The organism is Streptomyces sp. cg40 (assembly GCF_050320165.1).
Taxonomy (GTDB): domain Bacteria; phylum Actinomycetota; class Actinomycetes; order Streptomycetales; family Streptomycetaceae; genus Streptomyces; species Streptomyces hokutonensis.
The window spans coordinates 1379290-1404104 of the sequence record NZ_CP190128.1 but is presented as its reverse complement, the minus strand read 5'-3'; the positions used below and the strand labels follow the sequence as shown (position 1 = coordinate 1404104).

The 24815-nt window shown below is 70.0% G+C and carries 20 protein-coding genes and 1 pseudogene; 10 read left to right on the top strand and 11 right to left on the bottom strand.

The genetic code is table 11. From position 1 onward, the window contains the following. Nucleotides 1-120 precede the first annotated feature (120 nt). Nucleotides 121-1527, top strand: coding sequence for a cation:dicarboxylate symporter family transporter (locus tag ACQHII_RS06205; RefSeq protein WP_427918277.1), 1407 nt, complete (start codon nt 121-123; stop codon nt 1525-1527). A gap of 64 nt (nt 1528-1591) precedes the next feature. On the opposite strand, the gene ACQHII_RS06200 is transcribed toward ACQHII_RS06205, so the two are convergent. Further along, a complete protein-coding gene (locus ACQHII_RS06200; protein WP_427918276.1) occupies nt 1592-2452 on the bottom strand; it encodes an SDR family NAD(P)-dependent oxidoreductase in 861 nt (286 codons plus the stop codon). A 59-nt stretch (nt 2453-2511) separates the two neighbouring features. Here ACQHII_RS06200 and ACQHII_RS06195 point away from each other — a divergent pair, with 59 nt between their 5' ends. Further along, nucleotides 2512-3171 carry a TetR/AcrR family transcriptional regulator gene (locus tag ACQHII_RS06195; protein WP_427918275.1) on the top strand — a complete coding sequence of 220 codons (660 nt, stop codon included), beginning with the start codon at nt 2512-2514 and terminating at the stop codon, nt 3169-3171. A gap of 10 nt (nt 3172-3181) precedes the next feature. Here ACQHII_RS06195 and ACQHII_RS06190 read toward each other — a convergent pair whose 3' ends face one another. Beyond that, nucleotides 3182-4162: a GlxA family transcriptional regulator gene (locus tag ACQHII_RS06190; RefSeq protein WP_427918274.1), complete on the bottom strand. Its 981-nt coding sequence runs from the start codon at nt 4160-4162 to the stop codon at nt 3182-3184. A 96-nt stretch (nt 4163-4258) separates the two neighbouring features. On the opposite strand from ACQHII_RS06190, the gene ACQHII_RS06185 reads away from it, so the two are divergent. Continuing rightward, complete coding sequence (locus ACQHII_RS06185; RefSeq protein WP_427918273.1) at nt 4259-4897, top strand: HD domain-containing protein; 639 nt, start codon at nt 4259-4261, stop codon at nt 4895-4897. An 85-nt stretch (nt 4898-4982) separates the two neighbouring features. On the opposite strand, the gene ACQHII_RS06180 is transcribed toward ACQHII_RS06185, so the two are convergent. Continuing rightward, entirely contained in the window at nt 4983-5450 is a 468-nt protein-coding gene (locus ACQHII_RS06180) for a MarR family winged helix-turn-helix transcriptional regulator (protein WP_427918272.1), read from the bottom strand. 130 nt (nt 5451-5580) lie between these two features. Here ACQHII_RS06180 and ACQHII_RS06175 point away from each other — a divergent pair, with 130 nt between their 5' ends. Continuing rightward, nucleotides 5581-7383: an ABC transporter ATP-binding protein gene (locus ACQHII_RS06175; RefSeq protein WP_427918271.1), complete on the top strand. Its 1803-nt coding sequence runs from the start codon at nt 5581-5583 to the stop codon at nt 7381-7383. A gap of 43 nt (nt 7384-7426) precedes the next feature. Beyond that, nucleotides 7427-8272: an endolytic transglycosylase MltG gene (gene mltG, locus ACQHII_RS06170; protein ID WP_427918270.1), complete on the top strand. Its 846-nt coding sequence runs from the start codon at nt 7427-7429 to the stop codon at nt 8270-8272. A gap of 294 nt (nt 8273-8566) precedes the next feature. On the opposite strand, the gene ACQHII_RS06165 is transcribed toward mltG, so the two are convergent. The 6 genes from ACQHII_RS06165 to ACQHII_RS06140 form a co-directional block, all read right to left on the bottom strand. Beyond that, nucleotides 8567-9643 (bottom strand): NAD(P)-binding domain-containing protein, encoded by a 1077-nt coding sequence (locus tag ACQHII_RS06165; protein WP_427918269.1) that lies wholly within the window; start codon nt 9641-9643, stop codon nt 8567-8569. 42 nt (nt 9644-9685) lie between these two features. Beyond that, on the bottom strand, nt 9686-10828 hold the full coding sequence (locus tag ACQHII_RS06160) for an LLM class flavin-dependent oxidoreductase (RefSeq protein WP_427918268.1): 1143 nt from the start codon (nt 10826-10828) through the stop codon (nt 9686-9688). 1 nt (nt 10829) lies between these two features. Further along, nucleotides 10830-11855 (bottom strand): ABC transporter substrate-binding protein, encoded by a 1026-nt coding sequence (locus tag ACQHII_RS06155; RefSeq protein ID WP_427918267.1) that lies wholly within the window; start codon nt 11853-11855, stop codon nt 10830-10832. 42 nt (nt 11856-11897) lie between these two features. Next, a complete protein-coding gene (locus ACQHII_RS06150) occupies nt 11898-12650 on the bottom strand; it encodes an ABC transporter ATP-binding protein (RefSeq protein WP_427918266.1) in 753 nt (250 codons plus the stop codon). After that, on the bottom strand, nt 12623-13528 hold the full coding sequence (locus ACQHII_RS06145) for an ABC transporter permease (protein WP_427918265.1): 906 nt from the start codon (nt 13526-13528) through the stop codon (nt 12623-12625). The genes ACQHII_RS06150 and ACQHII_RS06145 overlap by 28 nt, the downstream gene beginning before the upstream one ends. Before the next feature lie 151 nt (nt 13529-13679). After that, entirely contained in the window at nt 13680-13763 is an 84-nt protein-coding gene (locus tag ACQHII_RS06140) for a putative leader peptide (protein ID WP_315986669.1), read from the bottom strand. A 122-nt stretch (nt 13764-13885) separates the two neighbouring features. Here ACQHII_RS06140 and ACQHII_RS06135 point away from each other — a divergent pair, with 122 nt between their 5' ends. From ACQHII_RS06135 to ACQHII_RS06120, 4 genes and pseudogenes are all read left to right on the top strand, one after another. Continuing rightward, complete coding sequence (locus ACQHII_RS06135) at nt 13886-14308, top strand: secondary thiamine-phosphate synthase enzyme YjbQ (protein ID WP_019069363.1); 423 nt, start codon at nt 13886-13888, stop codon at nt 14306-14308. Nucleotides 14309-14527: 219 nt separating this feature from the next. Beyond that, nucleotides 14528-15952 (top strand): hypothetical protein, encoded by a 1425-nt coding sequence (locus ACQHII_RS06130; RefSeq protein WP_427918264.1) that lies wholly within the window; start codon nt 14528-14530, stop codon nt 15950-15952. Continuing rightward, nucleotides 15949-17091 carry an ARPP-2 domain-containing protein gene (locus ACQHII_RS06125; protein WP_427918263.1) on the top strand — a complete coding sequence of 381 codons (1143 nt, stop codon included), beginning with the start codon at nt 15949-15951 and terminating at the stop codon, nt 17089-17091. Before ACQHII_RS06130 ends, ACQHII_RS06125 begins: the two co-directional genes overlap by 4 nt. Nucleotides 17092-17148: 57 nt before the next feature. Beyond that, nucleotides 17149-17889 (top strand): annotated as a pseudogene (locus ACQHII_RS06120) (phosphotransferase family protein); the annotation flags it as partial. Between the two features lie 53 nt (nt 17890-17942). On the opposite strand, the gene ACQHII_RS06115 reads toward ACQHII_RS06120, so the two are convergent. Continuing rightward, the gene (locus ACQHII_RS06115; RefSeq protein ID WP_427925239.1) at nt 17943-18704 is read right to left on the bottom strand and encodes a class I SAM-dependent methyltransferase; all 762 of its coding nucleotides are present in this window, start codon (nt 18702-18704) and stop codon (nt 17943-17945) included. Between the two features lie 284 nt (nt 18705-18988). Here ACQHII_RS06115 and ACQHII_RS06110 point away from each other — a divergent pair, with 284 nt between their 5' ends. Further along, entirely contained in the window at nt 18989-20341 is a 1353-nt protein-coding gene (locus ACQHII_RS06110; protein ID WP_427918262.1) for a beta-1,3-glucanase family protein, read from the top strand. A 73-nt stretch (nt 20342-20414) separates the two neighbouring features. Here ACQHII_RS06110 and ACQHII_RS06105 read toward each other — a convergent pair whose 3' ends face one another. Beyond that, nucleotides 20415-24686 carry a discoidin domain-containing protein gene (locus ACQHII_RS06105; RefSeq protein ID WP_427918261.1) on the bottom strand — a complete coding sequence of 1424 codons (4272 nt, stop codon included), beginning with the start codon at nt 24684-24686 and terminating at the stop codon, nt 20415-20417. Nucleotides 24687-24815 lie beyond the last annotated feature (129 nt).

Sequence of the window (24815 nt, the reverse complement as noted above, 5' to 3'; positions counted from 1 at the left end):
GAGGTTTTCGGGGCGATCAACAACGGCTTCAAAGTGATCCTTACGGAAGCCGCTTTCCGTATCGCAGAAGTCACCCCATTCGGCTTCCGCGAACGACCGTCCCCCCCTAAAGGAGTGCCCGTGCCGCCGTCCGTCCCGTCCCTGCCGCGACGCGTCGCACGCATATTGCGTACCTCTCTCTTCGCGCAGGTCGCCTGCGCGCTCGTCCTCGGAATCCTCGTCGGAAAGCTGTGGCCCGACGTGGCCACGGACTTCCAGCCCCTGGGCGACGGATTCACCCGGCTCATCAAGACGATCATCTCGCCGCTCGTGTTCTGTGTGGTCGTCGTAGGCATCGCCAAGGCCGGTGACCTGAAGGCCTTCGGCCGGATCGGCCTCAAGGCGCTGATCTGGTTCGAGGTCGCGTCCACCGCGGCGCTGATCATCGGCCTGGTCCTCGCCAACGTCGTCCAGCCCGGTTCCGGGATGCACGTCGACCCGTCCACCCTCAACACCTCGGCGGTGGACGCGAAGACGGGCGGTGCCGCGCTGCCCTCGACGACCGAGTTCATCGTGAACGCGCTGCCCACCAGTTTCATCGGCGCCTTCGCCGAGAACTCCCTGCTCCAAGTCCTCATCCTGGCCTGCCTGGTGGGCGCCGCGCTGCTCCACCTCGGCCACACCAAGGTGCCGCAGGTACTGCCCGCCATTGAGCAGGCCCAGGAGATCATCTTCGCCATCGTCGGCTTCGTGATGCGCCTGGCCCCGCTCGCCGTGTTCGGCGCGATGGCCGTCCTCGTCGGCCAGTACGGGCTCGGCGTGATCAAGACCTACGCCAAGCTGATCGTCCTCTGCTATGTCGCCGCCGCACTCTTCGTCGCCCTGCTCGCCGTCGCGCTACGGCTGGTCACGGGGCTCAGCCTCTGGAAGTTCCTCCGCTACATCCGTGAGGAGATGCTCCTCGCCCTCGGCACCGCGTCCACCGAGTCCGTCATGCCGCGCGTGATGCAGAAGCTGCGCAAGGCCGGCGCCCGTGACGACGCGGTGGGCCTGGTGCTGCCCACCGGCTACTCCTTCAACCTCGACGGCGCCTCCCTCTACCTGTCGATCGGCACGCTGTTCATCGCCCAGGCCGTCGGCGTCGACCTCAGTCTCGGCCAGCAGATCACCGTGATCCTGGTGCTCATGCTCACCAGCAAGGGCATGGCCGGCATCCCCGGTTCGGCCTTCCTCGCCCTGTCCGCGACGGCCTCCTCGCTGGGCGCGATCCCGGCCGGCGCGGTCGCCCTGCTCCTCGGCGTGGACCGCATCATGGACTCGATGCGCGTCGTCACCAACCTCCTGGGCAACTGCGTCGCCGTCTTCGCGGTCTCCCGCTGGGAGGGCGCGCTGGACATCGAGCGGGCGAAGAAGGTCCTCGACGGCGAGATCACGGTCGTAGAAGCGGAAGACGATGGCGTGGAGGACGGTGTCGTGGCGAACGAGGCGGAAGCGGGCGCGGAGGTCCCCGCGCAGCTTGTCAAGGAGTCGGCCTCCGAGGCCGGTTGAGCCCTGTCGTGACGGGTCGCGGCTCCCGATCCACCCAGGTGGTGGGGGGGCGCGGCCCGTTCTTCTACGCGTGGTCGACGAGGTCCGCGGGGTAGGGCTGGTCGAAGTCGGCGGACTGGCTCACCCGCTCCCAGGCCGCCGCCTGTGCGATCTGGTCGCGCGAGTAGCTCTGCGCAAGCTCCACGGCGAAAGCGCCCAGGACGAGGTGGGAGGGCAGGGTCGGCTGCTTGACGACCCGGACCAGGATCTCCCCGGCGCGCTTCGGGTCGCCCGCGGTGACCACCGGACTGTCGAAGAGGCGGACACGCGCGCCGACGGTCTCGTCGTACTCCGGCGGCACTTCCGGGACCTGCATCGACGAACCGGACCAGTCCGTCGCGAAGCCGCCCGGTTCCACGACGAGGTACCTGATGCCGAACGGCGCGGTCTCGGCCGCGAGCACGCGGGTGAAGCCGTCGACCGCGAACTTCGCCGCCTGGTACGACCCGAGCCCGGGCGTGCCGCCGACCCGGCCGCCGATGGACGAGAACTGCACGACCGTGCCCGCGCGCTGTGCCTTGAGGATCGGGAGCGCCGCCGTCGAGACGTTGTAGACCCCCCAGAAGTTCGTGTCGAACTGGCGGCGGAAGTCGTCCTCCGGGGTCGTCTCGACCGCGGAGAGGTTGGCGTATCCGGCGTTGTTCACGACCACGTCGATGCGGCCGAAGTGGTCGACTCCCGCCTGTAGGGCCGCTGTTGCCGCCGCTCGGTCGGTGACGTCGAGCGCGACGGGCAGGACGCGGTCGCCGTACTCCTTCACGAGGTCGTCCAACTGCTCCGGCCTGCGTGCCGTGGCGACGACCCGGTCGCCGGCCTCCAGGGCGGCGACGGCGAGGTTGCGGCCGAAGCCGCGGGAGGAACCGGTGATGAACCATGTCTGCGTCATGGCTCTAGCAAAACACTGTTTCGTTATTAGTGCAACCGTGTTGCGCTATGCTCTGCCTCATGACCACGCCCAGCCCGCAACGCGCCCGCAGCGCCGCGGCCAAGCAGCAGCGCGAGCGGGCGATCCTCGACGCCGCCCGGGCGCTCGGCGCCGACCGCAGCGTGCGCGAGGTCACGCTCACCGACATCGCGGCGGCCGTGGGCATGCACAAGTCCGCGATGCTGCGGTACTTCGAGACGCGGGAGCAGATCTTCCTGGCGCTGACCGCCGAGGGCTGGGAGGACTGGTCGGGAGCGCTCCGCGCGCGGCTCGGCGAGTTCACCGAAGGGGATCCCCGCGCGGTCGCGGCCGTCCTCGCCCAGTCGCTCGTCGCGCGGCCGCTCTTCTGCGACCTGCTGGCTCAGGCCCCGTTGAACCTGGAACGCAATGTCTCCATGGAGGCCGTGTACGAGTTCAAGACGGTCGTACTCGGTGAAGTCGCAGCGGTGGCCGGCGAGTTGTGCCGACTGTTCGAGATCACCGAGCGTGCCGCCGTCGACGTGATCTCCACGGCCACGAGCATGGCCGGGGCGCTGTGGCAGATGGCGGCCCCCGGCACCGGCCTCCGCGCGCTCTACGAGGCCCGCCCCGAGTTGGCGCACGCCGTGGTCGATGTCGAACCCCAACTCGCCCGCATCCTGGGCGCGTTGCTGGAAGGGATGCGGTCGACCGCGACGTGAGGCCGGGGGCTCACGGTGTGGGCGTACGACCGCGCGTACTCGCGAAACGGCTGCGGTAGTGCGTCGGTGTGGTGTCCAGATGACGGGCGAAGGCACGGCGGAGGGTCTCGTCGGTGCCGAGCCCGCTGTGATGTGCCGCGGAAGTGACGCTGTGGCCTTCGAGGAGCAGGTGCTGGGCGCGGTCGAGACGGACCCGTTCCACCCAACGGGCGGGTGTGGTCCCGAGTTCGGTGCGGAAGAGCCGGGTCAGGTGCCGGGTGCTGACGGCCGCGGTCGCCGCCATGGCGGGCAGGCTGTGGTCGCCGGCGGGGTCGGCCAGCACGGACGCGATCAGTGACCGCAGGGGATCGGTGCGCGGTGGCGGGGTGGTGGTCGCCGCCGAGAACTGCGACTGCCCGCCCGGGCGTTGCATGAAGACGACCAGCTCGCGTGCGACGTCGCGGGCCACGGCCGCTCCGTGGTCGTCCTCCACGAGAGCGAGCGCCAGGTCTATCCCGGCGCTGATGCCCGCCGAGGTGACGAAGCGGCCGTCGCGGACATGGATGGCGTCCGGCTCGACGCGCACCCGGGGGTAACGGCGGGCCAGCGTCCCGGCCTGCCGCCAGTGGGTCGTGGCCGAACGGCCGTCGAGCAGGCCGAGTTCGGCGAGGACGAAAGCACCGGTGCAGACGGACGCGACCCGTGCCGCACGGTCGGTGAGGGCGCGGGTCGTACTCAACAGCCCTTCCTCGGCGGGATGTCGGGCCAGCAGGTCGCCCCCTGCGACCACCACGGTGTCGACCGGCCCGGCGTCGGCCGCGGTCACCGTGCCGGTCAGGGCCAGTCCGTTGGCGGTGGTGACCGGGCCGCCGTGCGGAGAGACCAGCACCAGCTCGTAGGGATGGCCGAGTTTGCCCGACTGGTGCAGCACCTCGGCCGGGCCGCTGACGTCGAGCATGGTCACACCGTCGAAGACGACGAAGCCGACCAGAGGGGGCGAGACCGCCGTCATGTCCGAATCCGTGGTTTTCGTGGCTCTGAGGACATGGCTCCAGCGTACGCCGCCGAAGATCCTGGAGGCACGGGCCACCGAGGAGAGGGAAGAACGATGAGTGAAGTGATCGCAGGCGTGGAGATCCCGGACACCGCTCTGGCGCGGGAGGCGACCGAACTGGTGCGCGAGGCCGCGTCACCGCTGCTGTTCGACCACTCCCGGCGGGTGTTCCTGTGGGGCGCCCTGCGCGGGCGGGAGCAGGGGCTCGGCTACGACCCCGAACTGCTCTACGTGGCCGCGATGTTCCACGACCTCGGGCTCACCGAGAAGTTCCGCCGGACCGACCAGCGCTTCGAGATCGACGGCGCCGACGAGGCCCGCCGGTTCCTGCACGCGCACGGCATCACCGGAGAGCCGGCCGACCGGGTCTGGACGAGCATCGCCCTGCACACCACCCAGGAGATCCCACTGCACATGTCGGCCGAGATCGCTCTGGTCAACCGGGGTGTGTCGCTGGATGTCGTCGGCATCGGCTACGACGCCGTCTCCGACGAGCAGCGCGCGGCGGTCGTGGCGGCGCATCCCCGGCCGGACTTCAAGAACGGGATCCTCGCCGCCTTCACCGAGGGCATCAAGGACCGCCCCGAGACCACCTTCGGCAACATCAAGGCGGATGTCCTGGCCCACTTTGTCCCGGGCTTCGTGCGCGGCGACTTCGTCGAGAAGATCAAGGACTCGGACTGGCCGGAGTAACGCCGTGGCGACCGCCGGCCGTAGTGACCGTCGGCCGTGGCGACCGCCGGCCGTGGCGACCGCCGGCCGTGGCGACCGCCGATCGTCAGCAGGACCGCCCGTGCTCCTCATGGGCGCCGGGCGCTCCGTCCACCAGCGTGTCCAGCAAGGTCCGCAGCACCTCGCGCTCCACGTCCGTGAGCGGCGCGAGGATCTCGTCCGCGGCACCCCGCCGGGCGCTGCGCAGCTCGCTGAGCGCCTTGCGGCCGTCGTCGGTGATCTCGATCCGGATGACCCGCCGGTTGGACAGGTCGGGCACCCGCCGTACCTTGCCGCTCGCCTCCAGGCCGTCGACCAGCGTCGTCACGGCGCGCGGCACCACCTCCAGGCGCTCGGCGAGGTCGGCCATGCGGGGCGGCGAGCCGAAGTGCGCGAGGGTGCGCAGCAGCCGGGACTGGGCCGGGGTGATGCCGAGGTCGCGCTGCTCCAGATGGCGCTTCTGGATGCGGTGCACCCGGCGGGTGAGCCGCAGCAGCTGCTCCGCGAGGAGGCCGTCGGAATCGGGGGTGGTCATGCGGGAACAATATCAGGACCTGGTTCATTGTGAGTATAGGTAACAATGAGCTATGCTCCACGAGGTCTCATCGCTCCACGAGCCGTGAGCGCCCGACCAGTCCTGATCGCCTCATCATCCGTAGGAGACCATGCCCCGCGACGACATCAACTGGACACCGTCCCCCGGCACCTCGACCGACCAGCCTCGGCAGGTGCGCCGCATCCTCCGGCTCTTCAAGCCCTACCGCGCCCGGCTCACGGTCGTCGGCCTCCTGGTCGGCGCCGCGTCCCTGGTCACCGTGGCGACCCCGTTCCTGCTGAAGGAGACACTCGACGTCGCCATCCCGCAGGGCCGCACCGGACTGCTGAGCCTGCTCGCGCTCGGCATGATCCTGAGCGCCGTCCTGACCAGCATCTTCGGCGTCCTCCAGACCCTCATCTCCACGACGGTCGGCCAGCGCGTCATGCACGACCTGCGCACGGCGGTCTACGGCCGGCTCCAGCGCATGTCGCTCGCCTTCTTCACCCGGACCCGCACCGGCGAGGTCCAGTCCCGGATAGCCAACGACATCGGCGGCATGCAGGCCACCGTCACCTCCACGGCCACCTCCCTGGTGTCGAACCTGACCAGTGTGGTCGCCACGATCATCGCGATGATCGCCCTGGACTGGCGGCTCACCGTCGTCTCGCTGCTGCTGCTCCCGGTCTTCGTGTGGATCAGCCGCCGGGTCGGCAACGAACGCAAGAAGATCGCCACCCAGCGCCAGAAGCAGATGGCCGCGATGGCCGCCACGGTCACCGAGTCGCTGTCCGTCAGCGGCATCCTGCTCGGCCGCACCATGGGCCGCTCCGACTCGCTCACCCAGTCCTTCTCGGAGGAGTCCGAGGGCCTGGTCGACCTGGAGGTCAGGTCGAACATGGCGGGGCGCTGGCGCATGGCCGTCATCTCGATCGTCATGGCCGCGATGCCCGCCGTCATCTACTGGACCGCCGGAATCGCCCTCCAGATGGGCGGCCCGGACGTCTCCATCGGCACCATCGTCGCCTTCGTCTCGCTCCAGCAGGGCCTGTTCCGCCCGGCCGTCAGCCTGCTGTCGACCGGCGTCCAGATCCAGACCTCGCTGGCGCTCTTCGCGCGCATCTTCGAGTACCTCGACCTCCCGATCGACATCACCGAGCGCGAGAACCCGGTCCACCTGGACAGCATCAAGGGCGAAGTCGCCTTCCAGCAGGTCGAGTTCCACTACGACGACAAGAGCGGCGCGATCCTCGACGGCATCGACATCACCGTCCCGGCCGGCAACAGCCTCGCGATCGTCGGACCGACCGGCGCCGGAAAGTCGACCCTCGGCTATCTCGCGCCCCGGCTCTACGACGTGACGGGCGGCCGGGTCACCCTCGACGGGGTCGACGTCCGTGACCTGGACTTCGACACGCTCGCGCGTGCCGTCGGCGTCGTCTCCCAGGAGACGTACCTCTTCCACGCCACGGTCGCCGACAACCTCCGCTTCGCGAAGCCCGACGCCACCGACGAGGAGCTGTACGCGGCGGCGCGCGCGGCGCAGATCCACGAGCACATCGCGGGCCTGCCCGACGGGTACGACACGGTCGTCGGTGAGCGCGGCCACCGGTTCTCCGGCGGTGAGAAGCAGCGGCTGGCCATCGCGCGCACGATCCTGCGCGACCCGCCGGTCCTCATCCTCGACGAGGCGACCAGCGCCCTCGACAACCGCACCGAGGCCGCCGTCCAGGACGCCATCGACGCCCTGTCGGCCAACCGCACCACGCTCACCATCGCCCACCGCCTGTCCACCATCCGCAGCGCCGACCAGATCGTGGTCCTCGACTCCGGGCACGTGGCGGAACGGGGCACGCACGAAGAACTGCTCGAACTGGACGGGCGGTACGCGGCCCTCGTACGCCGGGACGCCCAACTGGAACCGACAAGCTGAAGATATGCCGGGATTGTGACGATATGCGGGTTACCGTGCCCGCATGCAGATGAACACTCCGCCACGGAGCACGATTCGACTGACCCGCCGGGGCCGGGTCGCCCTCATCGCGACCGGGGCCGTCGTGGCCGGCACCGCCGTGGCGGTGCCGCTGCTCGGCCTGGAGGACGAAGGGGACGCGCGCCCCACCTCACTGGTCATCCCGGAGGGCTGGCGCTCGGGCCAGATCTACGACGCCGTCGACAAGGCCCTCGCACTCCCGGCCGGCACCACCAAGAAGTCCATCCCGAAAGCCGGCCTCAAGCTGCCGACCGACGCGGAGGGCAACCCCGAGGGCTACCTCTTCCCGGCGACCTATCCGCTGAAGGGGAAGGCCACGCCGGAGTCGCTGCTCTCGTTCATGGTCAACATCGCGAACCGGAAGTTCAATGGCGCCCCGGTCGCCGCCGGCGCCCAGCGCAACGCGATGAACGTCTACCAGGCGGTCACCATCGCGAGCATCGTCCAGGCGGAGGCAGCCTCCAAGGCCGACATGGGGAAGGTGGCTCGGGTCATCTTCAACCGCCTCGAACGCGGAATGCCCCTCCAGATGGACTCGACCGTCAACTACGCCCTCAACCGCACCACGTTGAGGACGACCACGAGCGACACCCGGGTCGACAGCCCCTACAACTCCTACCAGCGCATGGGCCTTCCGCCCACCCCCATCGACAACCCGGGCGAGGACGCGATGCGCGCCGCGATCAACCCGCCCCCCGGCGACTGGCTCTACTTCGTCACGGTCAAGCCCGGCGACACCCGCTTCGCGGCCACCTACGAGGAACACCAGCGCAACGTCGCTGAGTTCAACGCGGCCCAGAAGAGCGGCAGTTCACAGCCGACGAAGTGACCCGCCCGGGACAGCGTCAGACGGCGACCGGCTTCCCGGCCGGCAGCCGTCTGATGTCCCGCCGGGCCGTGCGGAGGCGTACGCGGACGGTCTTCGCGACGGGCGGATCGGTGTTCCGCGGTTGCTGCTTCTCCGGCGCGGAGTTGCCTGATGCCGCCCATGGCCGCGCGGTCCGCGTCGTAGACGCTGCTCGCGGGCGGCCCGTGGTCGACGAGCCGGAGGCGGGGACCGGCGAGGGAATGCGCGCCCTCGACGCCTCGGCCACGCCCACGAAGCGCCCCCGTCCCAACAACCTCAGACCGCGGCCGGCTCCCCGGCCAGCAGCCGTCTGATGTCCCGTACGGCCGCGCGCCCAGCCCGGTTGGCGCCGATGGTGCTCGCGGAGGGCCCGTAGCCGACGAGATGGATGCGGGGATCCGCGGCCACCCGGGTACCGTCGAGGCGGATGCCGCCGCCCGGGCCGCGCAGCTTCAGAGGCGCCAGGTGGTCGATCGCGGCCCGGAAGCCGGTCGCCCACAGGATGACATCGGCGTCCACATGCCGGCCGTCGTCCCAGGCCACGCCGTCGGGGGTGATCCGGTCGAACATCGGCTGCCGGTCCAGGACTCCGTCCGCGATGCCCTGCCGGATCGCGTCGTTCAGCGGCAGCCCGGTCACGGAGACCACGCTCCTCGGCGGCAGCCCCTGCCGCACCCGCTCCTCCACCAGCGCGACGGCGGCCCGCCCCACGTCCTCGGTGAACGGACCCTCACGGAAAACCGGCGGACGCCGGGTCACCCACGTAGTCGCCGCCGCGTACGGCGCCAGCTCCATCAGATGCTGCGTACCGGAGGCGCCGCCGCCCACCACGACCACCCGCAGCCCGGCGAACTCCTCGGGCCCCGGGTACTGAGCGGTGTGCAACTGCCGCCCCCGGAAGGTCTCCTGGCCCGGATAACGCGGCCAGAACGGCCGGTCCCAGGTACCGGTCGCATTGATCAGCGCCCGCGTCGACCAGGCCCCGTCGGAGGTCTCGACGAGCAGCCGCCCGCCCTCGCCCTCCCTCACCGCCTTCACATCCACCGGCCGCCGTACCCGCAGGTCGAAGGCCCGCTCGTAGGCGGCGAAGTACTCGGCGATCACCTCGGCGGACGGGCGGGCCGGATCGGAGTCGGTGAGTTCCATGCCCGGCAGTGCGTGCATCCCGTGCACCTTGCCGTACGTCAGCGACGGCCACCGGAACTGCCAGGCGCCGCCCGGCGCGGGCGCGTGGTCCAGCACCACGAAGTCGCGCTCCGGCTCGAAACCGGTGCGCCGCAGGTGATAGGCGCCGGCCAGTCCTGCCTGCCCGGCGCCTATGACGACCACGTCGACCTCTCGAGTGTTGTTCACGCTTCTACGAACAGCACCGCAGCCGTGGATCTTCCCGCGTGCTCAGCGCCCGCTGCCCACCAGGAACGGCACACCCGCCCGCGCCGCGCCATCGACCAGCCCGCGCGCCGCCAGCTCGGGAATCACGCCCTCGCCGAACCAGTACGCCTCCTTCAGATGCGGATACCCGGAGAGCACGAAGTGCTCGACGCCGAGCGAGTGGTACTCCTCGATCAGATCGGCGACCTCGGCGTGACTGCCCACGAGCGCGGTGCCCGCGCCGCCCCGGACCAGACCGACCCCCGCCCACAGGTTCGGGTGGATCTCCAGATCGGCCCGCGAACCGCCGTGCAGCGCCAGCATCCGCTGCTGGCCCACCGACTCACTGCGCCCGAGCGCCGTCTGCGCCGCCGCGATCGTGTCCGCGTCGAGGTCGTCGAGCAGCCGGTTCGCGGTGGCCCACGCCTCGGCGGAGGAGTCACGCGAGATGGTGTGCAGCCGCACCCCGAACCGCACGTCTCGCCCCTCCCGCTCGGCGAGCCCGCGAATCCAGTCGATCTTCTCCTTGACCTGCGCGGGCCGTTCTCCCCAGGTGAGATACACGTCCGCATGCCGGGCGGCGACCGGACCGGCCGCCGCCGACGAACCACCGAAGAACACCTGCGGCACCGGATCGGGCGGCAGCGCGGTGAGCCCGCCCTCGACCTGGTAGTGGACACCGTCGAAGTCGAACGGCTCTCCCCGCCACACGCCTCGTACGACCGACAGGAACTCGTCCGTACGGGCATAGCGCCGGTCGTGGTCGAGATGGTCGCCGAACCGCCGCTGCTCGGCGGAGTCGCCACCGGTGACGACGTTGAGCAACAGCCGCCCGCGCGTGAGGCGTTGATAGGTCGCCGCCATCTGCGCGGCCAGCGTCGGCGAGATCACCCCCGGCCGGAACGCCACCAGGAACTTCAGCCGCTCGGTGTGCTGCGCGAGTGCCACGGTGGTCAGCCAGGCGTCCTCGCACCAGGTGCCGGTCGGCGTGAGCACCGCCTCGAAGCCCAACTGCTCGGCGGCCTTGGCGATTTGGGCCAGGTACTCGATGTCCGGCGGACGCACCCCGCGCACCGACCCCGTGCGGTTGGGGCCGTAGGCATGCCGGTCGATGAGGGTGCGGCCGTCGCCGCCGGTCGGCAGGAACCAGTGGAGACGGACGGTCATGTCACTTCTCCTTGTAGACGCGCGGCGCGGTAGTCGAGCCTGGCAGGCTGCCGTTGAAACGGGTGTCGACGAAGTCGGCGAAGTCGACCTTGGAGGGGATCAGCTTCAGTGAGGTGAACTGGTCCGCGATCGCCTGCTCCGAGGCGATCAGCGGTTTGTCCACGGCGACCGCGATCCGGGAGGCGTTGGTGCGCTTCACCGAGGCCAGCGCCACCGCGTAGGGCAGCCCGGTGTCCTTCGCCCACACCTTGGCCCACGCCTCGGGGTGGTCGTAGACCCAGTCCTGGGCGCGCCGCAGCCGCTCCAGATAGTCCTTGATGGCCGCGGCCTTCTTGCCGTCCGCCAGAGCGGAGGGCGCCGCCACCTGGAAGTTGAGCCCGTTGACCAGACCCTGACCGGTCGTCAGGATGCGGCCCTGCTTCGCTTCGAGGACCTGGGAGGTGTACGGGTCCCACACCGTCCACGCGTCGACCTTGCCGCTGGTGAACGCGGCCAGTGCGTCGGCCGGCTGGAGGTACTTGACCTTGACGTCGCTCAGGGTGAGCCCGGCCGCCTTGAGGGAGGCGATCAGCTGGTAGTGCGCGGACGAACCCTGCGCCACGGCAATGGACTTGCCCTTGAGCTGCTCGGGAGAGGTCAGCTTGGAGTCCTTCGGCACGAGGATGGCCTCGCCCTCGGAGTTGCCGTGCCAGGCGGCCACTACCTTGATCTTGGAGCCCGCGCCCGCGGCGAACACCGGCGGGGTGTTGCCGACGCCGCCGATGTCGACGGCCTTGGCGTTGACGGCCTCCAGGAGGGGCGGGCCGGAGGTGAACGTGGACCACTTGATCTTGTAGTCGAGGTTCTTGAGTTCACCGGCGGCCCGCAGGATGGCCTCCGAACCCCCCTTCTGGTCACCGACGTTCAGCGTGACGGAACCCGTGCCGTCGGTGTCGGTCCCCGTGCTGGCGGACGAGTTGCCACCGCAGGCGGTGAGCAGGAGGGCGAAGGGGAGGAGCAGTGCGGCGGGGACGAGGCGACGTCGCATGGGGGATCCGTTCTGTGCAAGTGAGCGGTGGGTGGGGGGAGTTCAGGCGGCTTCGGCGGCGGTGTCGACGCCGAGACGTTCCAGGAGTCCGGCACGGAGTTCGGCGAACCGGGGGTCGGTGATGTCGCGCGGGCGGTCGAGGTCGATGCGCTGCTCGTGCGCGATGACGCCGTCGTCCATCACCAGGACACGGTCGGCGAGCAGCACGGCCTCCTCGACGTCATGGGTCACCAACAGGACGGCGCAGCCCCGCCGTTGCCACAACTCGCCCACCAACCGCTGGGCCTTGATGCGGGTGAGCGCGTCGAGCGCGCCGAACGGCTCGTCGAGCAGCAGCAGATCGGGCTCGCGCACCAGGGCACGGGCCAGCGAGGCACGCTGCGCCTCGCCGCCGGACAGCGTCTTGGGCCAGGCGTCGGCGTGGTCCCCGAGCCCGACCTCCGCCAACGCCCCCTCCGCCACGGCCCGTTCGGGCCTGCCGGGCAGTCCGAGCAGGACGTTGCGCCACACCTTCTTCCACGGCATGAGCCGGGGCGCCTGGAAGGCGACGGCCTTGCGGCGCGGTACGAGGACGGTGCCCTCGATGTCCCGGTCGAGCCCGGCGAGGATGCGCAGCAGCGTGGACTTGCCGCAGCCGCTGCGGCCGAGGAGTGCCACGAACTCGCCCTGCCGTACGTCGAGTTGCAGCTTGTCGATGACCGGGCGGCCGTCGAAGGAGCGGGTCAGCCCCTCGACGCGCACCGCCTGCGAGGTGACCGGCTGTGCGGTCACCGGCCCGTGAACGTCGGTCGCCATTGCAGCAGCAGCCTTTCGAGGGTTCGGACGACGAAGTCGGCCAGCAGGCCGAGGAAGGCGTAGACGATCAGGCACACCACGATCACGTCGGTCTGGAGGAAGTCCCGCGCCTGCACCATGAGGAAGCCGATCCCGGCGTCCGCGTTGATCTGCTCGGCGAAGACGAGCGCCAGCCAGGCGATCCCGAGGGAGTAGCGCAGCCCGGTCATCGCGTTGGGCAGCGCCCCCGGCAGCACCACATGCCGTACCAGCCCCCAGCGGGACAGCCCCAGCGACTCCCCGGCCTCGATCAACTGGCTGTCCACGCCCCGGATTCCGGCGTAGACGTTGAGATAGAGCGGGAAGGTCACCCCGAGCGTGATGATGGCGACCTTCGGAGCCTCGCCGATGCCAAACCAGATGATGAACAGCGGGATCAACCCCACGAACGGCACGGTCCGCAGCATCTGCACGGGCGCGTCGACCAGGTCCTCGCCGATCCTGAACAGGCCGGAGACCAGGGCGAGTCCGGTCCCGATGAGGGTGCCGAGCAGCAGCCCGATCGCGACCCGCTGGAGCGAGGTGCCCATGGCCGAGGGCAGCGAACCGTCGTCGATCAGGTTCCAGCCGACGTGCGCGATCCGCCCCGGCGAGGCGAGCACGTCCGAGGTCAACGCGCCTGTGCTGCTGAGGAGTTGCCACAGCGCGAGCAGCACGAGCGGGCCGGTGGTGCGGCGCAGCCAGCGGGGGACCCGGGTGCGGCGAGAGGAGGTCGGGACGAGGGGGACGAGATCGAGGGGCGCGTGGTCGTCCGAGCGCGTGTCCGGGCCGGTCGTCGAGGTGGATATACGGGAAATGTCGGGCCCGGAGGAGTCGGGTGGGGCATGGCTGATGCTCATGGGTGCTCCACGGAGTGGGGGAGAGCGTCCGGTGAGGAAGGGGGTTCGGAGGGAGGTCCGGAAGGGGATACGCCTCAACGCCGCCGCGTCACGACGCTGTGCGCGGGCGCGACGGAGTGCGGGAAAGGAGGGGGTGAGGCGGAGGAAGGCGTCAGCAGCCGCGACAACACGCGGCGGAGGCCACCCGCAGCAGGTCGATGTGACCGCGCGTGGTGAGCAGAACTGAACGCAACATGCGGCCGAAACTAGGTCAGATGGCGTGCCACGGTCAACGGTGTCTCGCAGACTGGACCCCTCGTATCACGGGCCGGTCGGCCGACCGGGAGGACGACCCGGCGGATGGGTCAGGATGGGACCATGTCAGCTGCCTTCACCACCCGAGTTCTGCATGTCGCCACCGGCTCCCGGGAACGCGTCATGGATCTGACCCGCGACTGCGAGGCCTTCCTGCGGGAGGCGGCGGCCGGCCGCGACGGCCTCCTCAACGTCTTCGTCCCGCACGCCACCGCGGGCGTCGCGATCCTCGAAACCGGCGCAGGCAGCGACGACGACCTCCTCGCCGCCCTGCACACCCTCCTCCCCGCCGACGACCGCTGGCAGCACCGCCACGGCAGCCCCGGCCACGGCCGCGACCACGTCCTCCCGGCCTTCGTGCCACCGCACGCGACGCTGCCGGTGCTGGGCGGGCGGCTGGAGCTGGGGACGTGGCAGTCGGTGTGCCTGGTCGACACGAACCGGGACAACCCCGAGAGGACCGTTCGGCTGTCGTTCCTCGGGTGAGGCCCGGCTCGTACGGCGACCCGCCCACCGACTTTCGCCGCGTCGACGCTCGCCCAAAGTCGGTGGAGGCCTTGTGGCCTGCTCTGTTACGGTCCTGGGGCCGGCCGCGGGACTCCGGTGCGACTTCCGGAACCTGCCTATGAAGCAATGATTCGCAGCTCGTGCCCCCATTCCCCGGCCGGCGTCCACATCTGCGGGGGACGACGGGGGAAGAGTCGGATGGAATCGTACGGGGACCTCATCGCGGCCGACGACGTCCTGCTCTTCGTCAACGCGGCGATCACCTCCACAGGCCAGCGCGAGTTCCACAGCGACGCGGGCGAGCAGCGGCTGTCCCTGGACTTCCTCCACGCGTACATGCTGGGCAACTACCGAGACCTGTACGCGGGGGTCCTCGCGCTCGACATCAACGACCACAACGCGGTCCTCGTCGTCCGGCGCCTGCTGGAGACGAGCGGTGAGGCCACTCCCGAACAGCGGCGCAGCGAGGGACGGTTGATCGCGGGCCGGCTGGCGATGCTGCCGCCGCAGCGCGTGTACGGGCTGTTCGACGCCCTGCGCCGGGCCCGGGTGAACAACCGTCGCACCCGCGCGATCATGCGTGACTGGCTGGCCGCCCGACCGGACGCGGCGTTCGACGCCGTGAAGTACCGCGGCGGCCTCAAGCGCACCCTCCGCCACGCCCATCTCGCGCCCGCCACCGAGGAGTTGGGGGCGTTCGTGTTCGCGCCGCACACCCGCAAGCACTACGAGACACCACTCCTGGAGACCTGGCGCCGCGCCCACTACGAGCAGGGCGCGCTGTACGAACTGCCCTACACCGCCGCCGAGGGCTTCGCCGCCAAGCACGGCATCCCCCGGAAGGTGTTCCTGGAGCGCATCGCCCCGCGGATGACCCGCCTGGAGACCCTGCGGCTGCGGGACTCCGCGCAGCGGATCGGCGCCGACGGGACACCGGCGGACCTCGCCAGGATGCCGCTGACCCGGTTGGCGACCTACGTACTCTCACTGCCGTTCGACGAACGGCTGCGCCGCCGGGCCGAGTTGACCCATGCCCTGGAATCCGCCGCAGGCCGCGTCGCCGGACCGCACCGGGGGAGCTGGGGCAAGGTCACCGCCGTCCTGGACGACAGCTTCTCCACCTTCGGCTCGGTCCACAAGCGACGCCGGCCGCTGGCCGTCGCCCTGGCCTGCCACCATCTCCTCGCGGCCCTCGCCGACGATTACACCGCGCTGTGGACGTCCGGGCGGACCGACGCGCTGCTGGCCCGTCCCCACGGTCCGACGCCGCTGGGCCGCCGGATCCTGGACGCGCTGGACACCGCCCCCGTCCGACTGGTGATCGTCTCCGACGGCTGGGACAACGCCCCTCCCGGCCTGGCCGGTGAGGTGCTGCGCGTCTTCAGGACCCGGCTCGACCCCGAGCGCCGCACCAGCATCGTGCACCTCAACCCGGTATACGACGCCGCCGACTTCGACGTACGCCGACTGTCCCCGACCGTGCCCACCGCCGGTGTCCGCGACGCCGAGGACCTGCCCGCCCCCGTGGAACTCGCCCAGTTCGCGGAGGGCCGCACCGGCCTGGCCGAACTCATCGCCTACCTGGACACCCGGGCGGCCCGCATGCAGGAGCAGGCGCGATGACCACCCTGGACCTGACCGGCCTGACCACCCGCCCCTCCCAGATCTGGGGAGGCGTCCGCCTCGTACCGCTCGTACGCGACGAGCCCGTCGTCGACCTCCGCCTGAACCCACGGCTCTACGGCGACACGGTCGGCCTCGTCGAGGTCGGCCCGCGCCAGGCCTACATCTCCTACGTCCCGCACGGCTTCGTCGCCACCTGGACCGGCGACGGCACACCGGCGGCCGCCTACGGCACCCAGCTCTCCGCCGACGCCGACGCGGTGCCCACCGCCACGATGGGTCTGCGCCTCCACCGCAGAATGGCCCGCCGCCAGGCCAAGGACCGGCTGCGCTTCCTCCCCATGCACCTCGCCCTGGAGGGCTACCTGGCACTGCACTTCGGCGGCCCCACGATCGCCTGGGAGGAATGGTCCCAGCGTGCGATCCGCCAAGGCCTCTCCCCGCGCGTCGAGGAGGCCTACGCGGGCGCCGAAGTACGCGGCCTCGCCGACGCGTTGCGTGTCTTCGAGATCCACCCCGGCCAGTGCGGCGTGATGGTCTATGTCTCCGACGCGCTGGCGGCCGCGTTCGTGGTCCCGCACCCCGACGACTACCGGGCCCTGCACTCCTCGCTCCTCCAGGACCTGTACGGCGAACTGATCCACCATTACGCCCTGTTGATGCCGCCGGTCCAGGACTTCCGGGCCCGCGTGCCCGACACGGAGATCCGCTCCCTGGCCCAGCTGCGTACCGCTGCCGCCGAACAGGAGGACGCCTGGGCGCAGTTCCACGACACCACGATGGCGACCGAACTGCTGGAGCAGGAGCACACCTGGCAATCGGTCTACCGGATGGGCCGTTTCACCCTCTCCCGCTTCCTGCCGCACTTCCGCCCCAAACAGGGCAACCACATCGGCGAGGCCATCACCGACGACCGGGGCCGGATCACCTACCTCAAGACATTCCGCCTCTCGGAGAGCCAGGTCCGCCGCGGACACCTTCTCAGCAGGCTCGCCGCCCACGACTGGCACCTGGCGGACACGGCGGCCGAACTCGGCCTCGGCGAAGCCCAGTTGGGTCTACGGCTGGAGTCCGCCGGTTTCGGTTTCCTGCTCCGCCAGGACGTCCTGGACGGATACCGGAAGCAGCGACGGACCTGAGGCCACCGAGGGAAAACCCGGCGACGTCGGCCAGCGTCCCCGGGATACTCGTCGCCCATGGATGAGGTCGAGGTCGTCGTCGCCCATTCCGAGCGTGCGACGCTGCGCGTCGGTGACGTGTTCCTGAAGGTGGACGGCGACCAGGGGCGCATCGACGCCGAGGTCGAGGCGTTGTCCCTCGCGCCGGTCCCGACCCCGCAGGTCCTGTGGCGCAGGCCGCACGTGCTCGCGCTCGCCGCGCTCCCGGGGACGACGCTCGGGCTCCTGGGCGGACCGGCGACCGGGTCACCGGCGGCATGGGCCGCGGCGGGCGCCGCCATCCGCAAGCTGCACGACGCGCCCCTGCCGCCCCGGACCGGCGGGGCCGGGCGGAACATCGACGCGCTGGCGGCGGAACTCGACACCGAATGCGAGTCCCTCGTGACGGACGGCCTCCTGCCCGCCGACCTGGTCGCCCGCAACCGGCAGGTCGCGGAGGCCGCGCTGCGGCCGTGGACCCCGGCGTTCACGCACGGCGACCTACAGATCGCGCACGTCTTCGTCGACCGCGACGAGGTCACCGGCATCATCGACTGGTCGGAGGCGGGCCGGGGCGATCCCCTGTACGACCTCGCCACCTTCACCCTCGGACACGAGGAGCGCCTCGGCGACCTCCTCGTCGGCTACGGCGCCGACGTCGACCTCGACGTGATCCGCGCGTGGTGGTCGGTGCGGAGCCTGCTGGTGGTGCGCTGGCTGAGCGGGCACGGCTTCGACCCGTTCGCACCGGGCTGCGAGGTCGACGTACTGAGATCCCGGAATGTGAGGCCGCACGGGCCCCACCGCGTTGCGCCTCATGGGGAGGCCTCGGCTCACGGGTGCGCCGTATAGACGGTCGCGGTCATCGGAGCCGTCACAGGGCCGGTGCCGAGCTGGTCCGTCATCCTCTGCGTGACGGCGGCCCCGAGGGCTTCCGCGTCCTCGCGGGCCTCCACGGCGGCGCTCACCGGTGTGCCCGTGAGGAACCCGGTGGCGACCGAGGCCGCGGACTCCGCGACGCCTTCCAGCGTGACCTCCTCGACGCCTGCCAGGGTCAGTCCGGCGGCCGTGAGGTCCGCGGTGACCGCGGCCGGGTCGGAGTAGCCGTGTGGCACGTCCTTCAGGAACGGGGGTGCACCGTTGGGCATGGACCGTTCCAGGGCGGCCTGGAAGGCGGCCCCGAATCCGTGCGAGGCGAGCGGGCCCCAGCTGTTGAACAGGAACCGCCCCTGCGGGGCCAGCACCCGGCGCACCTCGGCGTAGGCGGCGGGCCTGTCGGGGAAGAACATCACCCCGAACTGGCACACGACGAGGTCGAAGCCGCCGTCCTCGAACGGCAGCTCCTGGGCGTCCGCCAGCCGCCAGTCCGCACGCGGTTCGCGCGCCGAGCCCGCGGTGACCATCGCTTCGTTGAGGTCGGTCGCCACCACCGAGGCTGTGGGCACCGCGCCGAGTAGGGCCGAGGTCAACGCCCCTGTCCCGGCGGCGAGTTCCAGGACCGTGCGGGGCCGCAGCGCCGCCGCCCTGGTGGCCAGGTCGGCGGCGAAGGGCCGGAAGAAGACCGGCACCAGGTGACGTTCGTAGGCCTCGGGCATGGACCGTGTCCACCGCCGGTTCGCATCGTCTGTGCTCACCTGGCAGACACTAGCCCCGCAGGAGCTCCGTCGCACGACGTCACACATAGGTCCATACCAGATGCGTCAAGTCATGGAAGGAAAGGACGAGCCGAGGCGAACCATACGGTCGGATCCTGAACGGAGTGTCGTAACAACCCGCGGCATCACCCCGAACTGCCCCCAGTTCGGCTTCAGTTGTTGACGTCATCCGGTGGCGCGGCTACAACCCGGGGAGAGCGCTCCCAACCCTGAGGAGACCCCCCATGCAGACCACCGCCGGCACATCCGGCAGACCTTCACCCGCCGCCGTACGCTCCCGTACGGCCCTCGGTCTGGTCGTCGTCCTGATCGTCGCCTGCTTCGCCGCCCTGACCCCCTCGCCCGCCCGCGCCGCCGACCAACTGCTGTCCCAGGGACGGCCCGCCACCGCGTCCTCGACCGAGAACGCGTCCTTCCCCGCGAGCGCGGCCGTCGACGGGAACACCGGGACCCGCTGGTCCTCCGCCTTCGCCGATCCGCAGTGGATACAGGTGGACCTGGGCTCCGTCCAGCAGCTCACCCGCGTCTCGCTGAACTGGGAGACCGCCTACGCCACCGGCTACCAGCTCCTGACCTCGACCGACGCCACCACCTGGACCACCGTCTACTCCACCACCACCTCGACCGGCGGCACCCAGAACATCACCCTCACCGGCAGCGGACGCTACGTCCGCGTGTACGGCACCGCCCGGGCCACCCAATGGGGCTACTCCCTTTGGGAGTTCCAGGTCTACGGTCCCGGAAGCACCACCCCGCCCGACGACTTCTGGGGCAGCACCAGCGACATCCCGGCGGCCAACAATGCGGTGGAGGTGAAGATCCTCAACCGCACCAACGGCAAGTACCCCGACAGCCAGGTGTATTGGAGCTTCAACGGACAGACGCACTCCATCGCCGAACAGCCCTACCTCGACATGCCCGCCAACTCCGCGGGCCGCATGTACTTCTACCTCGGCTCGCCCACCAGCTCGTACTACGACTTCATCGAGTTCACGGTCGGCAGCAACGTCTTCAACGGCAACACCACCCGCGTCGACGCCTTCGGCCTCAAACTCGCCATGCGCCTGCACAGCAAGGACGGTTACGACACCGAGGTCGGCGAGAACCGGGCGACGTTCGCCGAGGACCGCGCGACCACCTTCCAGCGGTTCACCGACGCGATGCCGTCCCCGTTCAAGGTGCTGGCCCAGACGCAGGCGCCGTACCGGATCATCGCGCCCGGCAGCGACTCGAGCTTCCGCGCGGGCGGCGCCAACGCCGACTACTTCACGTCCTACGCCCAGTCGGCCGGCGTGAACGCGGCGACCTCCGACATCTTCGGCTGCGCGGCCTCGCTGGCGGCCGACCCGAACATGTGCGCCGCCCTCAACCGCCATGTGGCCACCCTGCCGGCGTCGCAGCAGTCCGACCCGGCGCAGTTCTACAAGGCGGCTCCGGCGAACTACTACGCCAAGTTCTGGCACGACAACGCCATCAACCAGCTTGCCTACGGCTTCCCTTACGACGATGTCGCGGGCCAGTCCTCCTTCATCTCGCACGCCGGTCCGCAGTGGCTCCTGGTCGCCGTCGGCTGGTAGGGACGTCAACAGAGCGAAACGGGGCCGCCCTTGTCAGGAAGGGCGGCCCCGCGTCATGGGGTGGTGGCCTGAGCTACTGGACGTTGATCGTGAAGGTGGACGTGGTGTTGCGGATGTCCTGGGCGTTGCCGCTCATCCGCAGGTTGACGAAGGTGGCCGAACCGACGGCCGGTCCCTGCCCGGGCTCGGGCAGCTCGTTGGCCCAGATTCCCCACCCGGACTTGGCGTCGAACGCGTCTCCGCTCTTCTTCGAGTTGGTGATGGAGATGTCGGTGAAGATCGTGTCCTTCACTGGGAACTGCGCTTGTCCGCCTACATAGTTGGTCTGGAACATGACCCCTCCGTAGGTGGAGTTGTCGATGTCGACGTCGTTGACCCTGATGCCCTGGAAGACCTTCGAGGCCGAGAACGCCCAGATGGCCGGGAAGACCTGGGAGCCCCAGAAGTGGCCGCCCGTTCTGTCCAGGGAGACGTTCTCGATCGTCGTCGGATCGGTCCCGAAGCCGTTCATCGGATAGCCGAAGTCCAGCGAGGAGATCGTGATGCCGGAGTAGACCAGGGTGTCGGCGACCCGGATGTTGCGGAAGGTGTTGTTGTAGCCGCCGTAGACGGCGATACCGGCCGCACGCCAGGTGAGCGTCGACGTCAGGTTCTCGTAGAGGTTGTTCTTCTCGTCGGCGCCGCCCGCGTCGATCGCGGAGAAGAGGGCGAAGCTGTCGTCGCCCGTGGCGCGGGCGTCGTTGTTGACGACGTGGTTGTCCGTGGAGCCGTTCGTCATGTTGACGCCGTCGGCGAACGTGTCACGGATGCGGGAGTTCGAGATGGTCATGTTGTCGGTGTTGGCGCCCCAGTAGAGGCACACCATGTGCTCGGCCCAGATGTTGTCGATGGTGATGGCGGAGACGTTGGAGAAGTCGAACACCTTGCCCGGGCCGTCTATTCGGGACGTGTAGTTGCCGAAGTAGGCGAAGCCGGAGAACGTCGAGCCGTTGGCCGTGGACTCGGCGCGGAAGCCGATGTCGGTGTTCTCCTGGGAGGAGGGGGCGCGGAAGCGGGTGAACCACGGGCCCGCTCCGACGACCTTGACCGCCTTGCCGTAGACCTGGAGCTTGCTGGAGGTCTCGTAGTCGCCGGCCGGCAGATAGACGCCGACGAGCTTGCCCGTGGTGTCCATGCGGACCTTGTCGAGGGCGTTCTGCACGTCCTGCTGCGAGAAGCCGGCCGGGACGGCGTAGGCGGCCGGGTCGGGGTTCGGGATCGCCGTCGCCTGTTCGAGGTTGATGAAGTCGATCGCGTAGGTGGAGGAGTTGGCCGCGTCCTTCTGGAGCCGGATCTTCGAGCCTGCCGGAACTGTCCTGCCCAGCAGGAGATTTGCCTCGTCGTAGATGTGGCGTTGGGTTCCGGCGCTCGGCGAGTTGCCGGGCGCGGTCTCGTTGCCGTACAGCCAGGCGTACTTGGAGGTGAGGTCGATCGCCTTCAGGAACTGGCCGTCCACATAGACGTCGAGGGTGGAGTCGGTGCCGTCGGGGATCGAGAAGCGGGTGACCAGGGTGTTGGTCGCCGCGCGGGTGGTCCACTCGACGTACTGGCCGGTCGAGTTGAGGGTCACCGCCTTGCGGCCGCTCGCCTCGCCCGCGACGTCGCCGATGGTCCGGTTGGGGCCGACGACCGTGGCGCCACCGCCGACCGTGCCGTCCTCGGCCTCGTACGTGTCGTACGGCATGTCGGCGCCGCGGCCGACGAACAGGGGTTGCGCGGTGGTGTTGTTGGTCCGCTTGACGGGGACCTCGTTGGCGTCGTCGGCGATGACCGTCTTGACGGTGTACTTGCCGTTGACTGCCGTCCACGAGCCGAGGCTGACCGGTGCGGTCGTCCGGCCGGAGGCGATGGTGCCGTTGTAGGAGCCGGTGAGTGTCTTGACGGTGGCGCCGTTGGCGTCCTGGACCGTGAGTGTGACGCCGTGGGTGCCGGAGGCGGAGTCGGTCGTGCCCTGGTTCTTGATCGCCACGCTGAACGCGACGTTGTCGCCCGCCGAGGGGCTGGACGGGGTCCAGGCCACCGGTGCGGCGACCAGGTCGGAGCTGGAGACCGGCTTGACGACGAGGGCGTCGGAGCGGGTGAAGGTGTTGTTCCCCTCGTTCTGCTCGATGACCTTGTTCGACGGGTCCACCTGGGCGCCGACCGGGTAACTGCCCGCGTCCTGGGCGCCGATGCTCGCGGTGACCGTCGTCGACGCGCCGGCCGCGAGGACCGGGACGTCGGCCGTGGCGACCTTCGTGCCGCCCAGCGTGAAGTCCAGGTCGGTGGCCTTGGACGCCTTGCTGCCGCTGTTGGTGACGGTCGCGGAGAGGCTGATCACGTCCGACTCGACAGGCGCGGCAGGGGAGTTGGTGATGCCGGTGACCTTAAGGTCGGGGTTCGCGGCCGGGGTGCCGATCACCTGGAACTCGGCGACCTGTCCGCCCGGGGCGCCCGTGTTGGAGGCGAACTTGAGCTGGATGTCGGCCGCCGCGCCGGAGACCGGGATGGTCACCGTGTTGCCGGTGGCCGGGTTGAACGTGTAGTCCTTCGCCGCGACGAGACTCGTGAACGCGGTCGAGTCCTGGTCGCGGCCGAGCACCTGGATGTTCTGCGTGCGCGTCGACCACGCGGGGTCGGGGTTGAGCTTGACGACGACCTGGCTGAGGTCGGCGTCGGCACCCAGCTTGGTGGTGAGGGTGGCCGGATAGGCGCCGCCCCCGCTCTCCCAATAGGTCGCGACCTGGCCGTCGTTGGCGTTCGCGGCCACGTAGGTGAAGACGTACGAGGAGGCCTCGATGGGCTTGCCCTGCGCGAGGTCGGAGCCCGCGCCGTTGCCCGCCCGGGTGACGCTGTTGCTCGCCACCGACACGTTCCCGGCCGCGTCCTTCGCCTTCACGTAGTAGGTGACCGTGGCTGTGGCCGAGGGGGTGTCGGTGTACGAAGTCACGTCACCAGCAAGGGACTTGATCACCTGGTCGTTGGCGTACACGTCGTAGCCGGTCACCTGGACGTTGTCGCTCGACGCCTGCCAGGTCAGCTTCACGTCGCTGCCCGACTGGGTGTACGCGAGGTTGCCCGGCGCGGTGGGCGCCTGGGTGTCGCCGTCCGTCCCCTTGCGGGTCACGCTGTTGCTGTTCGCGGAGACGTTGCCCGCCGCGTCCTTGGCCCGCACGAAGTACGTGATGTCGCTCGCGGCGGGCTGGGTGTCGGTGTAGGTCAGCACGTTCCCGGCGACGCTCGCCCTCAACTGCCCGTTGGCGTAGACGTCGTAGCCCGTCACGGTGGTGTCGTCGGTGGCCGCGCTCCAGGTCAGCTTGATCTGACCGGTGGCGGGTTCGGTGTAGGCCAGGTTCGACGGGGCGGTGGGCGCCTGGGTGTCGCCGGTGACCGGCCCGTAGACCTCCAGCTCGGACGCCTGCCCGGCGGGCCAGCCCGTGTTGGCGGTGAACAGCGCGCGCACGTACCGGGTGGTGGTCGTGTCGAAACCGATCGTCGTCGACTGGTCGTCGGAGCTGTCGAAGGTGTACGCCTTCGAGGCCGTCAGGTCGGTGAAGTTCGCGTTGTCGGTCGAGCCCTGGATCTTGAAGGTCTGGCTGCGGCTCGGCCAGCCGCCGGGCAGCCGCAGCGTCACCTGGTTGATCTTCACCGACGAGCCCAGGTCGACCTGGAGCCACTGCGGGAAGGCGTTGTTCGTGCTCTCCCAGTAGGTGTCGCGGTTGCCGTCGCCGGCGTTGGCCGCGCCGTAGACGTCCGCGTGCCCGCTCTCGCTGAAGGGCCTGCCCTGGGCGAGGTTGGGGGTCGAGGCGGCGGTTGTGAGGACCTGCATCTCGCCCAACTGGGCGGTGCCCGCGACCGAGTTGGCGCTGAAGTCGGCGCGCACGTAGCGGGCGAGAGTCGCAGGGATGGAGACCTTCACCGTGTTGTCGTTGGCGGGGCCGAAGACGTACTGCGCCGACGACTTGAGGGTGGCGAAGCTCTTGCCGTCGTCGCTGCCCTGGAGCGCGAACGTCTGCTTGCGGGACTGCCAGCCCTCGGGCAGTCGCAGCACGACCTGGCGGACGCGCTTGCTCTTGCCGAGGTCGGTCTGCACCCACTGGGCGGACTTCTTCCCGGCCTGCCAGTAGGTGTCGAGGTCGCCGTCGGTGATGTTCGCGGCGGTGTGCTTTCCACGCGTGCTGCCCGCCGAAGTCCGGGCGTCCGCTGCGGCGTTGGGGCCACCGGCCGCGTGCGCGGCGACGGCGGGCAGGCCCAGGACCATGACGGTGGCGGCGAGGGCGGCGGTCGCTGCGCGCCGCCCGGGGGATCTCTGCTTGTGTCGAGTCATGCGGGGGTCGCTTCCTGCGGAGGCTCGCGCGCCGGTGGGGGCGGCGAGGGCGGCTCGTTCCTGGCGGAGTGGTGCAGAAAGGTGCAGGACGAACTGAGGGTGCGGAGTGCCATGTCCTCTGGTTTTTGC